Source organism: Mesorhizobium sp. M1050, from assembly GCF_040318715.1.
In the GTDB taxonomy this organism is placed as follows: domain Bacteria; phylum Pseudomonadota; class Alphaproteobacteria; order Rhizobiales; family Rhizobiaceae; genus Mesorhizobium.
This window is the reverse complement of record NZ_JAMYMV010000004.1, coordinates 37,440-51,320: the sequence shown is the minus strand read 5'-3', so window position 1 is coordinate 51,320 and position 13,881 is coordinate 37,440. Positions and strand designations below refer to the sequence as shown.

Annotated in this window: 16 protein-coding genes; 7 read left to right on the top strand and 9 right to left on the bottom strand. The window is 63.3% G+C overall.

Translation table 11 applies throughout. The annotated features are described in order from the left end of the window. Positions 1 to 2 precede the first annotated feature (2 nt). Positions 3 to 635, top strand: coding sequence for a transporter (locus NKH57_RS03585; protein WP_352486124.1), 633 nt, complete (start codon positions 3 to 5; stop codon positions 633 to 635). A 56-nt stretch (positions 636 to 691) separates the two neighbouring features. Here NKH57_RS03585 and truA read toward each other — a convergent pair whose 3' ends face one another. The 4 genes from truA to def all read right to left on the bottom strand — a co-directional run bounded on the left by truA (position 692) and on the right by def (position 3,582). Next, entirely contained in the window at positions 692 to 1,456 is a 765-nt protein-coding gene (gene truA, locus NKH57_RS03580; RefSeq protein ID WP_352941773.1) for a tRNA pseudouridine(38-40) synthase TruA, read from the bottom strand. A gap of 130 nt (positions 1,457 to 1,586) precedes the next feature. After that, on the bottom strand, positions 1,587 to 2,096 hold the full coding sequence (locus NKH57_RS03575) for a GNAT family N-acetyltransferase (RefSeq protein ID WP_023761385.1): 510 nt from the start codon (positions 2,094 to 2,096) through the stop codon (positions 1,587 to 1,589). Continuing rightward, a complete protein-coding gene (gene fmt / locus NKH57_RS03570) occupies positions 2,093 to 3,046 on the bottom strand; it encodes a methionyl-tRNA formyltransferase (protein ID WP_023761386.1) in 954 nt (317 codons plus the stop codon). Before fmt ends, NKH57_RS03575 begins: the two co-directional genes overlap by 4 nt. A gap of 5 nt (positions 3,047 to 3,051) precedes the next feature. Continuing rightward, positions 3,052 to 3,582, bottom strand: coding sequence for a peptide deformylase (def, locus tag NKH57_RS03565; RefSeq protein ID WP_023761387.1), 531 nt, complete (start codon positions 3,580 to 3,582; stop codon positions 3,052 to 3,054). A gap of 103 nt (positions 3,583 to 3,685) precedes the next feature. Here def and NKH57_RS03560 point away from each other — a divergent pair, with 103 nt between their 5' ends. Beyond that, positions 3,686 to 4,957 carry a DNA recombination protein RmuC gene (locus NKH57_RS03560; RefSeq protein WP_023761388.1) on the top strand — a complete coding sequence of 424 codons (1,272 nt, stop codon included), beginning with the start codon at positions 3,686 to 3,688 and terminating at the stop codon, positions 4,955 to 4,957. 6 nt (positions 4,958 to 4,963) lie between these two features. On the opposite strand, the gene NKH57_RS03555 is transcribed toward NKH57_RS03560, so the two are convergent. The 3 genes from NKH57_RS03555 to NKH57_RS03545 all read right to left on the bottom strand — a co-directional run bounded on the left by NKH57_RS03555 (position 4,964) and on the right by NKH57_RS03545 (position 7,349). Next, complete coding sequence (locus NKH57_RS03555) at positions 4,964 to 5,368, bottom strand: GFA family protein (protein WP_023761389.1); 405 nt, start codon at positions 5,366 to 5,368, stop codon at positions 4,964 to 4,966. 62 nt (positions 5,369 to 5,430) lie between these two features. Then, positions 5,431 to 6,396 (bottom strand): cation diffusion facilitator family transporter, encoded by a 966-nt coding sequence (locus tag NKH57_RS03550; RefSeq protein WP_352486125.1) that lies wholly within the window; start codon positions 6,394 to 6,396, stop codon positions 5,431 to 5,433. Positions 6,397 to 6,539: 143 nt separating this feature from the next. Continuing rightward, a complete protein-coding gene (locus NKH57_RS03545; protein ID WP_023761390.1) occupies positions 6,540 to 7,349 on the bottom strand; it encodes a transglutaminase-like domain-containing protein in 810 nt (269 codons plus the stop codon). 210 nt (positions 7,350 to 7,559) lie between these two features. Here NKH57_RS03545 and NKH57_RS03540 point away from each other — a divergent pair, with 210 nt between their 5' ends. Further along, complete coding sequence (locus NKH57_RS03540) at positions 7,560 to 7,685, top strand: hypothetical protein (protein WP_013528464.1); 126 nt, start codon at positions 7,560 to 7,562, stop codon at positions 7,683 to 7,685. Positions 7,686 to 7,896: 211 nt separating this feature from the next. Beyond that, complete coding sequence (gene sugE / locus NKH57_RS03535) at positions 7,897 to 8,211, top strand: quaternary ammonium compound efflux SMR transporter SugE (RefSeq protein ID WP_352728321.1); 315 nt, start codon at positions 7,897 to 7,899, stop codon at positions 8,209 to 8,211. Positions 8,212 to 8,292: 81 nt separating this feature from the next. On the opposite strand, the gene NKH57_RS03530 is transcribed toward sugE, so the two are convergent. Then, positions 8,293 to 8,721: a DUF6481 family protein gene (locus NKH57_RS03530; protein WP_023761392.1), complete on the bottom strand. Its 429-nt coding sequence runs from the start codon at positions 8,719 to 8,721 to the stop codon at positions 8,293 to 8,295. Between the two features lie 313 nt (positions 8,722 to 9,034). Here NKH57_RS03530 and NKH57_RS03525 point away from each other — a divergent pair, with 313 nt between their 5' ends. From NKH57_RS03525 to NKH57_RS03515, 3 genes are all read left to right on the top strand, one after another. Continuing rightward, complete coding sequence (locus NKH57_RS03525) at positions 9,035 to 10,099, top strand: LLM class flavin-dependent oxidoreductase (RefSeq protein WP_352941766.1); 1,065 nt, start codon at positions 9,035 to 9,037, stop codon at positions 10,097 to 10,099. A 253-nt stretch (positions 10,100 to 10,352) separates the two neighbouring features. After that, complete coding sequence (locus NKH57_RS03520; protein ID WP_023761394.1) at positions 10,353 to 11,522, top strand: AI-2E family transporter; 1,170 nt, start codon at positions 10,353 to 10,355, stop codon at positions 11,520 to 11,522. Between the two features lie 67 nt (positions 11,523 to 11,589). Next, on the top strand, positions 11,590 to 12,591 hold the full coding sequence (locus NKH57_RS03515; RefSeq protein ID WP_352941764.1) for an LLM class flavin-dependent oxidoreductase: 1,002 nt from the start codon (positions 11,590 to 11,592) through the stop codon (positions 12,589 to 12,591). 65 nt (positions 12,592 to 12,656) lie between these two features. On the opposite strand, the gene NKH57_RS03510 is transcribed toward NKH57_RS03515, so the two are convergent. Continuing rightward, complete coding sequence (locus NKH57_RS03510) at positions 12,657 to 13,676, bottom strand: LacI family DNA-binding transcriptional regulator (RefSeq protein ID WP_352601727.1); 1,020 nt, start codon at positions 13,674 to 13,676, stop codon at positions 12,657 to 12,659. Positions 13,677 to 13,881 lie beyond the last annotated feature (205 nt).

Sequence of the window (13,881 nt, the reverse complement as noted above, 5' to 3'; positions counted from 1 at the left end):
GCATGCTTTCGGCTGATGAAACCCAAGCTTCGCTGACGGGCGCCTGGCGGCTCATGCTCGGCAAGGCTGACGGCTTGCGCCTGCTCGACCTGTCGGCCGACGGCTTCTGGAATTCCTTTTTCGCCATTGTCGTTGCAGCACCGGCCCTGATAGTCGGCTGGGTCGGCATCGCCAACGAGATCGGCGATCCAGACGCTTTCGCGGGGCGCTTCAGCATGCTGGTGCGTCTGGCGACCGTCGACATCGGCTCCTGGGTGCTGCCGCTGGTCGTTCTGGCCCTGGTCGCGCCGCGCGCCGGCATTGGCGGCCGCTTCGTCCACTATGTCGTCGCCAGCAACTGGGCCTCGGCCATTACTGCCTGGCTGATGCTGCCCTCGGCGCTGATCCGGCTTTTTCTATCGTCAGCGAGCCAGGTTTCAAGCCTTGTGTCGCTGTTGTTGTTTGCCCTGTCGATGGTGCTGACCTGGCGAATGACCAACGCCACAATTGGCAAGGGGCCCGCCATTGGCACCGCCGTTTTCGTCGGTATGTTCCTCGCGTCGCTGTTGGTGCTGTTCGGCCTGCAGACGCTACTCGGCATCGCCGTGCCGGATGATGTCGGGTCCCAGAGCCTTTCCGGGTTCGTCCCCGGGTAGAGCCTTCCGGACTCTACCCCAGACAGAGCCCTTCGGGCCTCTATCCCGGAGAGCCCCTATCCTGCATAGTCGATCTCAGGATAATCGACACCCACCAGAAACAGCCCGTCGGGCGGCGCCACCTGGCCGCAGGCGGCGCGGTCGTGCGCCTCGAGCGCTGTTTTCAGGTCGGCCGCGGTCCAGCTGCCTTCGCCGACTCGCTTGAGGGAACCGACCATCGAACGCACCTGATTGTGCAGGAAGGAGCGCGCCGAAGCCCTTACCTCGATCACGTCATCTTGCCTGCTCACGTCGAGCCGCTCCAGCGTCCTGATCGGGCTGTTGGCCTGGCACTGGGTCGAGCGGAAGGTGGTGAAGTCATGCCGTCCGACCAGGACCTTTGCCGCTTCGTGCATGGCGCCCGCGTCAAGCCGTTTCGGCACCCACCACACTTTGCCCTTGTCGAGTGCGGCCGGCGCGCGGCGGTTGAGGATACGGTAGAGGTAGTGGCGGCCGGTGGCCGAGAATCGCGCGTCGAAGCTGTCGGAGACGACCGTTGCCTTGAGCACGGCGACGCGCGCGCCGGCCGCCTGCAGATGGGCGTTGACGGCATCGCGCACCTTGTCGTTGGGCCACGCCTTGACGAGGTCGACATGCGCAACCTGGGCGGTGGCATGCACGCCGGCATCGGTGCGGCCGGCGGCGCGCAGCCGGACCGCTTCGCCGCAGAATTTTTCGATCGCCTGCTCGATCGCCTGCTGCACCGAAGGCTGGTCCGCCTGGTGCTGCCAGCCGGCAAACAGGCTGCCGTCATATTCGATGTCGAGGCGAAAACGCGGCATGCTAGGGCAAGACGCCGAAAAGTGTGAAGCGGTTTTCGGACGACATCATGCTCGATCTCTTGGATTAGAGACGGATTCAGATTTCAGGTGGATTCGACCTGAAATCATCCGGCTCTAGGGCTGTTGCCGCCTACGCGGCGAGTGCCGAGCCGAAGGCCGACGCGTAGACCAGTTTGCCGGCTTCCGGAGCATCGCCCCAGGCCAATGCCTGCAGAGCCTCGCTTTGATACTCGCTCTCGAACTTTTCGGCGCGGGCGTGACTGTAGCCGAAACGGCTGTAATAGGCCGGATCGCCCAACACCACGGCCAGTGTCTCGCCGGTGTCCTTGAGGCGGATATGCGCCTCGCGGATCAGCGCGCCGCCGATACCGCTGCCATGGAACGAAGGCTCCACCGCCAACGGCGCCAGCGCCACGGCCGCGAAGTTCTTGCCGCCGCTTTCGACGAACAGCCGGGAAAACAGGATGTGGCCGACCACCTGGCCGTCTTCTTCCGCCACCAGTTCGGCGACGACGTCGCCGCCGGTCACCAGCGCGTCGACCAGCCCGGCCTCCGCCTGCTGGCCAAAAGCGTGCTCTTCGACGAGGCGAATGGCCTCGCGATCCCGCGGCGTCGCCGCGCGTATCGACATCATGCTCATGAGAATTTCATTCCTTTTTCGATCTTGGCCCCGCGCAGGAACTCCTGCGCGGCAGCAGGCCTTCCGCCCGCCCGTTGAACTTCGACCAGCCTGATCGCGCCTGCCCCGCAGGCGACAGTCAGCCGGTCATCGAGAATTCCTCCCGACTCGCCCAAATCTTCCGAAAGCGACAGGCCTTGCGATAGCGTCGAGCGAAGCAGTTTCAGCCGTTCCGGGCGGCCGCCAATTTCTATCTCCGACCAGGCGCCGGGAAAGGGCGACAAGCCACGAATATGATTGTGGACCTCGCTCGCCGGGCGAGTCCAGTCCACGCGCGTCTCGGATTTATCGACTTTCTTGGCGTAGGTCACCCCTTCCACCGCCTGGTCGGCAAATGTCAGCGTGTTCCTTTCCAGTCGGGCCAGCGCTTCCACCATCAGGGTTGCGCCGACGCTCATCAATCGATCGTGCAGATCGCCGGCTGTCATATCGGGCTCGATGGCGCATTTTTCAACCAATCCGACCGGACCGGTGTCCAGACCCTCTTCCATGCGCATCACCATCATGCCGGTTTCGCTGTCGCCGGACATGATGGCGCGCTGGATTGGTGCAGCCCCCCGCCAGCGCGGCAAAAGCGAGGCATGGCCGTTGATGCAGCCAAGCCGGGGCGCCTCCAGAACCGCCTTCGGCAGCAGCAGGCCGTAGGCGACCACCACGGCTACATCGGCCCGCAAGGCCCGGAAAGCGGCCTGCTCGGCCTCACCTTTGAGCGAAGTCGGTGTACGCGCCTCGATGCCCAGCCGCTCCGCTTCGCGCTGCACCGGCGACGGCGTCAGTTCCAGCCCGCGCCGTCCGGCGGCGCGCGGCGGCTGGGTGTAGACGGCTGCGACTTCATGTCCGGCCTCGGCGATGGCGCGCAACGTCGGCACCGAAAACTCCGGCGTGCCCATGAAGATGACGCGAAGGGGCATTTCCCCTATCCCACCAGCTTGCCCGGCGCCTTGTCTCTGGCGAGCTTCTTGAATTTCTTCACAACCATGTCGCGCTTCAGCTTCGAGATATGGTCGATAAACAAGACACCATTGAGGTGGTCGATCTCATGCTGCAGGCAGGTCGCCATCAGGCCCTCGGCCTCCATCTCCTGCAATTTGCCGTCACGGTCGAGATACTTGACCCGCACGGCGGCCGGGCGCTCGACCTCGGCATAATAGTCCGGGATCGACAGGCAGCCTTCCTCGTAGACGGACCGCGCATCGGCGCTCTCCAGGATTTCCGGGTTGATGAAGACGTGCGGCGCCGGCTCCTCGTCTTCCTTGGCGAGATCGATCACCAGCATGCGCAGCGGCTCGCCGATCTGGATTGCGGCCAGCCCGATGCCGGGCGCGTCATACATGGTCGCCAGCATGTCGTCGGCTAAATTGCGCAAAGGCGCGTCGACACGCTCCACCGGCTTGGAAACCTGGCGCAGGATGGGATCGGGAAGGATGATGAGCGGCTTGATCGGCATGGCGCTCCACCTAAGACCTCCAGCGAAAAGCGTCAACCGTTGCGCGCGAAGCTCGTTCACGTTTTGATCTGTGCGATCAGGGCGAATCGTTTATGCTGTCCACATGAATGATCTGAGCACCATCCTTTCGGAACCTGTCGCCCGGCTTGGCGCCACCACGATCACACTCGGCCATGCGCTGGCCTTCGGCGCCTTGCTGGTTCTCGGCCTGTTCGTGGCGCTCGTTGTCGCGCTGTGGCGGTCGGCCAAAGCGCGCGCAGTCGCTGCCGCCGAAGCCGCCGATCATGCCCGCGACGCCGAGGCGCGAATGGCCGGCATTCTGCAAAGCCAGGCCGAGATGCAGGGCCGCATGGGCGCCATCGCCGAAGTGTTCGGGGCGCGGCAAGCGGAATTGACGCAGTCGATCGGCCAGCGTCTCGATGCCATGACCGGCAGGCTCGGCCAGACCATGACCGAGCAGACGAAATCGACGCATGAAAGCCTGGCCAAATTGCAGGAGCGGCTGGCGATCATCGATGTCGCGCAAGGTAACATCCAGTCGCTCGCCGGCCAGGTCGTGCAGTTGCAGGCGATACTCTCCAACAAGCAGACGCGCGGCGCCTTCGGTCAGTCGCGCATGGAGGCGATCGTCGCCGACGGCCTGCCGCACGGCGCCTACGAATTCCAGGCGACGCTGTCGAACGGCAGCCGGCCCGACTGCCTGGTGAAGATGCCGAACGGCGCGCCGTCGCTTGCCATCGACGCCAAGTTTCCGCTGGAAGCCTGGAACGCCATCCGCGCCGCCGATGGCGCCGACCTGCAGAAGGTCGCCTCGCAGGCATTCCGCCGCGACATCGAGATCCATGTCCGCGATATCTCGGAAAAATACCTGATCCAGGGCGAGACCCAGGACACCGCCTTCATGTTCGTGCCTTCGGAATCGGTGTTCGCCGAGATCCATGAGAATTTCGAGGCGATCGTCCACAAGGCGCATCGCGCCCGTGTCGTCATCGTCTCGCCGTCGCTGCTGATGCTGTCGATCCAGGTTATTCAGGCGATCCTCAAGGACGCCCGCATGCGCGAACAGGCGCACCTGATCCAGGGCGAGGTCATCCGGCTGATGGAGGATGTTGCGCGTGTCGATGAGCGGGTGCGCAAGCTGCAGGTCCATTTCGGCCAGTCCGCCAAGGACATCGACGACATCCTGGTTTCTACTTCGAAGGTCACCAAGCGCGGCCAGAAGATCGAGGCGCTGGAGTTCGGCGCGCAGGCCGACGGCGAAGCCGCGGCGGACGCCGCGTCGCGGCCTCCCGCTGCAAAGGCTGACACGGGCGCTCGCGTTGCCGATTCGAAGACCGGGCAGCTCAGGCTGAGGGTCGTCGAAGGCGACGATTGAACAGCGCTACTGCTCCTCGACGGTGGTCATGTCCTGAAATTCCGGCAGCCAGTGCAATGCCGAGCGGTGCCAGTATTGCATCCGGGGAACCAGTTCATCGCGCTGCCTCGCCGTGCCGACCCGGATGCCATAGACTTTCGGCCCGTCGCCAACCGATGTGGCGTATAGATGCGAGCCGCACTCGCCGCAAAAGGCCTGCGCGCGCTTGGCGCCGCTCGATCCTGTCTTGATGTAGATTTTCGGCGTACCCTTGGTGATGCGGTAGTTGCTTTCGAGCGCCGGAACCGTCACGCGAAAAGCCGTGCCGGTCAGTTGCTGGCAGTCCGTGCAGTGGCAGATGTTCGTCTTTTCAGGATCGACCTCCGCCTCGTAGGTGATGGCGCCACAATGGCAGCCGCCGTCGATTTTCATCTTCGTTCCTCCAAAGTGTTGTTAATCTTAGCGAGGCAAGACCGTGAGGCAATGGCGCAACGCTAATCCGGCGCCGGATTGGATGCGGTCTCGATCAGCTTGCGCCGCTTTTCCCAGGTGCCGGTGGTCTGCGGCTTGACGAACAGCCGTGTGATCTCCGGCATCTCCTTCTGTAGCCGCGCCTCCAGGCGCTCCACACAGGCTTCGATCTCCGGCGCCGTCAGGTGATCCTCGAACTCGATGCTCAGCCCGGCAACGATCTCTGCCGGCCCCATATGGACGGTCAGAACGCCGTTCGCCCGCTGCACCGCCGGATCTTGTTGGGCGATCGCCAGCACCTGTCTCTGCACCTCGGGCGAGGCCGGCTCCCCGATCAGTAGGCCCTTGCTTTCGCGGGCCAGGAAAATTGCCGTCGCGCCAAGGATCAGCCCAATGCCGATCGAGGCGGCGCCGTCGAGTTCCGGCATCCCCAGCAGTTCCGCCGCCAGGATGCCGGCGAAGGCGACGATCAGGCCGAGAAGGGCCGCACTGTCCTCGAACAGCACGGTGTAGACGCTCGGATCCTTGCTCGACTGCACGGCCCGCAGCCAGCCTTCCTTGCCCTTCTGATTGCGGAACTCCTTCAGCGCCACCAGCCAGGAGCTGCCTTCGAACAGGAAGGAAAGGCCCAGGACGAGATAGTTCACCTTGACGTTGGCGACCGGTTCCGGCGCCATGATGTGGATCACGCCCTCGTAGAACGATACCCCGGCGCCCACGGCAAAGACGAGAAGTGCGACGATGAAACTCCAGAAATACAGTTCGCGGCCGTGACCGAGCGGATGCGTGTGGTCAGCCGGACGGGCGGCGCGATGCATGCCGTAGAGCAGCAGGCTGCCATTGCCGGTATCGACCAGCGAGTGCACGCCTTCCGACAGCATCGCCGAACTGCCGGTGAAGAAGGCGGCGGCGAACTTGGTCAGCGCGATGGCGAGATTGCCGGCCAGCGCCGTGTAGATCACCCGTTTTGAGCCGCCATGCGCAGCCATGGTGTGTGGTCCCGTTAGATGCGCACCCAGCCTAAGGCCAGAGGCAGAAGCTCCACAGACATCACAATGCACGAACCGCAGGCTCGTTCAAAGCTGGCGTGCGTCAAAGACAGTGCTGGACAGATTGGCCGGCAGGAAGCGGGCTAGTCGACGATCTCGCTGGTCCACACCTTGAACCCGGCGAGCGTGCCCGGCCCGAAAATATGGGTCAGCGGCACATCGGCGGCGTCACGGCCGGAGGCGATCAGGATGCGGCCGATGCGCGGTGCGTTGTTGCGCGGATCGAAGGCATGCCAACGGCCGCCGAGATAGACTTCCATCCAGGCGCAGAAATCCATGCTCGCCCATGGCTTTGGCATGCCGATGTCGCTGATGTAGCCGGTGCAGTAGCGCGTCGGGATGTTGAGTGCCCGGCAGAATGTGACGGCGAGATGCGCATAGTCTCGGCAGACACCGCTCTGTTCGCGGTAGGCCTCCGCAGCGCTACGTGTCGGCCGAGCATTGCCGTAGTTGAAGACGAGATGATTGTGGACGAAGTCGCAGACCGCCTGGACGCGTGGAACGCCGAGCGGCGTTTGCCCAAACAGCCGCCACGCTTCATCAGCCAGAAGGTCGCTCTCGCAAAATCGGCTGGGCAGCAGGAACAGCAGCGTGTCCGCCGGCAGGTCGCGCACCTCGTGCTGCCAGGCCATCAGGTCGCCCTTCTCGAAGGTGCCGGGATCGCGGATCACCGCGTCTGTGCCGAAGGTGAAACGCCCAGGCGGCGCGACGAACCGGTTGCACCAGTTGCCGAAACTGTCGCGGTAGCTCTGGATAGGCACCGGCGGGTTGGAGACCAGGAAATCCGGCCGCTCGAGATCGGAGGCACGGGAATAGTGGACATTCAGCATCGCGATGAGCGGCGTTTCCTGCGGAAAGTCGAAGCTCATTTCGCAGCCGATGTGGATTCGCATTTTCGTCCTGACCGGCCTGCCTGACGATCACCCGGCGACGGCACGGTTGATGCTGCAGTGCGAAAATAACCATGGCACGGACGGCCAGGGTTTACGAGCAAATTAGAAACCGGTTGAAGCGATCCGCTGACGGCGGCAGCAGTCGCTAACCCCTTGCAGTCGGGCGGTTCTCTTGTTTCACTTCGCTTCCCGCAATCGGAGGAACGAATCATGGCTAAAGGTGCGATGAAGGCAGGCAAGGAAGCCCGCAAGCCGAAGAAGGACGCCAAGAAACCCGCTCCCGCTCCGGCCCTGAAGGCGCCGCCTGTCAAGGCGATGAAGCTTAAGGACAAGTAGGTCCGGGCCATCCGCATTGGAATAGGATTACGATCGGCAACGCCGTTGCCGATCGTTGGTGATCGAGCGCCCGAAATTCCAATGTTGGCACGGCGGGGACGACCTCGCGCTTCCCCAAATCCGGACGGGACGACCCGTCATTGCTTGATTGATTGATCGTCGGGCACCCGAAGATCACTTTTCGGTCCGATGCTCTGATGGAGCGTTGTCGATGTCTTGGATTCTTCTCTTTGTTGCCGGCCTGTTCGAGATCGGCTGGGCAATCGGCCTCAAATACACTGATGGGTTTTCGAAGCTGGTGCCGACCATGCTGACCGTTGCCTCGATGATCGTCAGCCTCACCTTGCTCGGCCTGGCGCTGAAGACGCTGCCGGTCGGTACCGCCTATGCGGTGTGGACCGGCATCGGCACCGTCGGTACGGCACTGCTCGGCGTCTGGCTGCTCGGCGAGCCGGCCACGGCGATCAGGCTGACCTGCATCGCGCTCATCGTCTGCGGCATCATGGGGCTGAAGTTCGCCGCCTGACCGGAGTGGCGGACAAACACGTTCAGGGCCGCTGCGAGGCGACCCTGATTCTTGAAGCTGATTGCTTCGGCAGTTTTGAGGCTAGCGGGCGGAGAAGCCCGGAGGCGTCCTGCCGGTACGCTGCTTGCGCGCCGCATAACGCGCGTCGCGCTTTGCCTTGCGTTCGGCTTCGTCGGCCAGAAAACGGGCGATGCGCTCGTTCTCTTCGGATTCCCGAATCTTGGCCTCGGCCTGTGCGGCTTCCTCGGCGGCGATACGTGCTGCCTCGGCTGCTGCCTCGCGCTCGGCCTTCTCAACCGCTTCGCGTGCCAGCTTTTCCTGCTTCAGCCGGGCCTTTTCAGCCTCGCGGATTTCGCGGGCCGCTAGGATCGCCTTGCGTTCGGCCTGCCGCGCCAGCACTGCGGGATCATCCGCAGCCGGCTTTGCCTTGAAGCGCTCGAGGAGCGCCTTCTTTGCCTCGTTTGCGGCGTTGCGCCGCTCGAAAACGTCTTTTTCCCTGTAGATAGCCAAGTCCACTTCCCTGGAGTCAATTCGCGACGCTTACATACGCGCGAAAACCGAGAGTTCAAGCGCCAAAACGGCATGGCAGCCATGAAATTATTGGCTGTTGCAGCCGGGAGACGTCTTTTCGGCCGAAACCGGCATGCACTGTTCACCGTCCGCCCCTCTGGCGGCGCGGCGGGTCGGTCGCTACGTCTAGAGCGATTCACCAGAAACGGTGAACCGCGCTTTATCTCTGTGTTGACGCAATTCCGGGCGGAAATCCGCCTCACACTTTTCCTGGGATTGCTACGCGACCAACCCAACAGCAGGATGACACTTAATGGAACTCGGTCTCTACACCTTCGCCGACGTCAGCCCGCAGCCGGGTCCGGGCGCCATCGGCCCGCATGAGCGGCTGCGCAACCTGATCGAGGAGGTCGAACTGGCCGATCAGGTCGGTCTCGACGTCTTTGGCCTCGGCGAGCACCACCGGCCCGATTATGCGGCCTCAGCGCCGGTCGTAGCCCTGGCCGCAGCCGCCGAGCGCTCGAAGCGTATCAAGCTGACCAGCGCGGTCACCGTCCTGTCTTCCGATGACCCGGTGCGCGTCTTCCAGCAGTTCGCCACGCTCGATCTTCTGTCGGGCGGCCGCGCCGAGATCATGGCCGGACGCGGCTCGTTCATCGAATCCTTCCCGCTGTTCGGCTACAACCTCGAGGACTATGACGAGCTGTTCGCCGAAAAGCTCGACCTGCTGCTCGCCATCCGCGATAGCGTGAAGGTCACCTGGTCCGGCAATCTGCGCGCGTCGATCAACGATCGCGGCGTTTATCCCCGGCCCTTCCAGGACAGGCTGCCGGTCTGGATCGCCATTGGTGGGACGCCACAGTCTGCCGCCCGCGCTGGCGCACTCGGCCTGCCGCTGGCGCTCGCCATCATTGGCGGCGAGCCGGCACGGTTCGCGCCGCTGTTCGATCTCTACCACGAGGCCGCCAGGCGCGCCGGCAGCGAACCGGCTGATCTCGCCACCAGCATCAACGTGCATGGCTTTATCGGCGAAACGACCGAGCAGGCGGCCGACGATTTCTATGGACCCCAGGCGGAAGTGATGAACCGCATCGGCCGCGAGCGCGGCTGGGGTCCGACATCGCGGGCGCATTTCGACCAGTCGCGCGGTCCCAACGGCGCACTGTTCGTCGGCAGCCCCGAGCAGGTGGCCGAGAAGATCGTCGCCCAGCACAAGATCTTCGGCAACGACCGTTTCCTGCTGCAGATGGCGATCGGCACCATGCCGCATGCCAAGATCATGAAGGCGATCGAACTCTACGGCACCAGGGTGGCGCCGATCGTGCGCAAGGAAACGGCGAAATCCGCGCCGGCGCTGGCGGTGCCCGTCGAAAAGTAGGTCGGCCCCGATCTCCCCTGACGAAACCAGGTGGAATGGCGGGCATGAAGCCGATCGCCACGGGGTACGTTCCAATATCCATGACCATGGCCGGAAACGGCTCGTGCTGTCGCGACATGCGCTTAAAGGCAATGGTCATACCAGCCATCTCGGTGGAGCCCGGTTCACCTAACCCTGGAACCTGACCCCGTCACTCTGCGTTTCATGCAGGCAATCGCCGATCGCCGAGGGGCGCCCGGCTCAAGGGGCGAGCATGAAGACCGAACCCACTGCCTTGGGCGCAGGCGTTGCCGATGAACTGGATTCGCGCGTCGCGGCTCGTGCCGACATGCATCTGACGCGCTCGCTGCTCGTCGGCATCTTCCTGTTCATGGCTATCTATGCGCTCTACTTCGCCCGCGCGTTCTTCATGCCGGTCATCCTGGCTTTTCTGCTGACGCTGACGCTGACGCCGATCGTCCGGCTGCTGCGCAAGCGCGGCATCCCCGACGTGGTTTCGGCAACCGTGCTGGTGCTGCTGTCGCTTTTCGTTTTCGCCAGTGCCGGCTATCTGCTCAGCGGTCCAGTCATCGAACTCATCAACAACACCTCGTCGATCGGCCAGCGGCTCACCGAACGGCTGGCGCAACTGCGGCGTCCGCTCGAGAAGATCATGCAGATTTCGCATCAGATCGAACAGCTGACCGAGACCTCGCAGGAGCCGGGCGTCCAGAAGGTGGCGGTGGCGCAATCCGGCATTCTGTCTGCAGCGGCCAGCAACATCCTGTCGGCGGGAACAAGCCTCACCATAATCTTCGTACTGTCGCTGTTCCTGCTCGCCTCCGGCACGATGTTCTACGAGAAGATCATCCAGTCCTTCGCGCGTCTCAGCGAAAAGAAGCGGGCGCTGCGCGTCGTCTATGACGTGGAGCGGGAAATCTCGCACTATCTGCTCACTGTCACCATCATCAATGCCGGTCTCGGCGCCGTCATCGGCCTTGGCCTGTGGGCACTCGGCGTGCCCAACCCGCAAGTCTGGGGCATCACTGCCGCCATGCTCAACTTCCTGCCCTATGTCGGCGCGCTGTTGACCATCATGCTTGTCACGATCATGTCGCTGATCAGCTTCGACACCGTCTCCTACGCGCTACTGGCTCCGGCCTTCGTGTTGTTGTGCGATATCATCGAAGGCCAGTTCGTGACCCCGACGGTGGTCGGCCGCCGCCTCGAGATCAATGCCGTGGCGATCCTCATCGCCATCGCCTTCTGGTCGTGGCTGTGGGGCTTCGTCGGTGCCTTGATGGCGGTGCCGCTGCTGGTCGTCATCAAAGTGTTCTGCGATCATTTCGACGGCCTTAGCCATGTCGGCAATTTTCTCGCCGCACAACACACGGCTGTCATCGAGGACGAGGACGTCGCCGACACTGAAATTGCAAAAGGCTGATCAATATTTTTGAATTTGCAGGTCGCAGGGCGCTTCCTACATGCGGTCCTGACACAGGAAACCGTTCATGACCGACCTTTCCGTTCTCGACCTGTCGCCGATCGTCGAAGGCAGCGATGCCTCGCAATCGCTGGCCAATTCGCTTGATCTTGCCCGTCATGCCGAGCGGCTGGGCTACAAGCGCTTCTGGCTGGCCGAGCATCACAACATGCCAGGCATCGCCAGTGCGGCAACCGCGGTCGTCATTGCCCATGTTGCCGGCGGCACCAAGGCCATTCGTGTCGGCGCCGGCGGCATCATGCTGCCCAACCACGCGCCGCTGGTGATTGCCGAGCAGTTTGGCACGCTGGCCGCTTTGCATCCGGGCCGCATCGACCTCGGCCTCGGCCGGGCGCCCGGCACCGACATGGCCACGGCCCGCGCCTTGCGCCGCAATCTCGAGGCCGGGGTCGACAATTTCCCGCAGGATGTCATCGAGCTGATGCGCTATTTCCAGCCGGCCGAGGAAGGTCAGCGCATCCGCGCCGTGCCTGGCGAGGGCCAGAACGTGCCAGTCTGGATCCTCGGATCCAGCCTCTATGGTGCGCAGCTCGCTGCCATGCTCGGCCTGCCCTATGCCTTCGCCTCGCATTTCGCGCCGGCGGAACTCGATCACGCGCTGGACGTCTACCGCTCGCGCTTCCAGCCATCGGAGCAGCTCGACAAGCCGCATGTCATGCTTGGCCTCAACGTCTTTGCCGCGCCCACCGACGCCGAGGCATGGTTGCTGTTCACGTCATTGCAACAGGCCTTTGTCAACCTGCGCACCGGTCGGGCCGGCCGACTGCCGCCACCTGTCGAGAACTATGAGCGCGATCTCGAGCCGATGGCCAGGACCATGCTCGGCCAGGCATTGTCCTGCGCCGTCGTCGGCTCCCCGGATACGGTCCGGCAAGGCATCGACGCCTTCGTGCGCCGCACCGGTGCCGACGAGCTGATGGTCACCGCGCAGATCTTCGATCATGCGTCGCGAGTGCGGTCGTTCGAGATACTGGCCGAGGCGCATAAATCGCTATCGCAAGCTGTCTGACAGTCCGGCTCGGCTAAAGGCGGCACACCTTTCGCAACGTCGAGCGCCCGCCGACGCGCGAAAAACTAAGCGCTCACGCTCTGCGCCATCGCTCCCAGCGGGCGGCATGAATTGCGGATCATCAGCCGGCCTTTGAGCACCAGCTTGCGCGGCGGCGCGTCCCTGTTGCCGGCGAGACGGTCGAGCAAGAGGTTGGCCGCCTGTTCGCCGATCGCCTGCACCGGCTGCGCCACCGTGGTCAGCTGCGGCTGGAACACATCGGACCATGGAAAATCGTCGAAACAGGCGACCGAAATGTCTTCAGGGCAGGACAGGCCGATGTCGCGGATCGCCTTCATGGTGCCGATCACCATCGGGTTGTTGGCCGAGAAGATCGCGCTTGGCCGATCATGCGAGGAAAGCATCTGCATGGTGGCATTGTAGCCGTCGATCTCGTGGAAATTGCCGAAACGGATCAACTCCTCGGCGATCGGCAGGCCAGCGGCGTGAAGCGCCTCGCGATATCCCGTCATGCGGTCATGCATAGGCGAAATGTCCGACGTGCCGGTGATGTAACCAATGCGCCGATGGCCGAGATTGATCAGGTAGGTGATGGCGTCGAACACCGCGCGCTGGTTGTCGAGCACCACGGCATCGGTATCGACGCCTTTGCAGAGACGGTCGAGCAGCACGACCGGCACATTGGCGTCGTCGACGATCCGCTTGAGGATCGCGCCGTCGCCGACGCGCGCCACGATCAGCCCGTCGACCATGCGGTCGAGCAGCAGCCTGATCTGGTCGTCCTGGGTGTTCAGGTCCTCGTCCGTGCAGCAAAGCATGACGGCATAGCCGGCCCGGTCGAAGGCCTGCTGGATGACCGAGACGACATCGGTGAAGAACGGGTTGGTGATGTGCGGCACGGTCAAGCCGATGGTGCGGGTCGTGCCCATCTTCAGGCTGCGGGCGATCGCGTTGCGCTTGTAGCCGATATCGCGGATCGCCTGTTCGATGCGCTGGCTGAGCTCCGGGCTGACCGTTGCCGTGCCGTTGATCAGCGCCGATACCGTGGCGACCGATACACGCGCCGCTTCGGCGACGTGGAGCATGGTCGGCGCCGTGGATTTTCGCTTCCTAGTCCGCTTGAATGCTGTCATTTCTAAACGTTTCGCCACCCCTCTATGTGCTACATCTACGGATTTTTGCATTTTTTCGCAAGAATTGAAATATGTCGGGCCAGCACCATCAGATAGCGGCTTGACATGATCGAAACGTTTAGATTAGCGTTTGGTGAGATTTGACGAGGACGGAAGG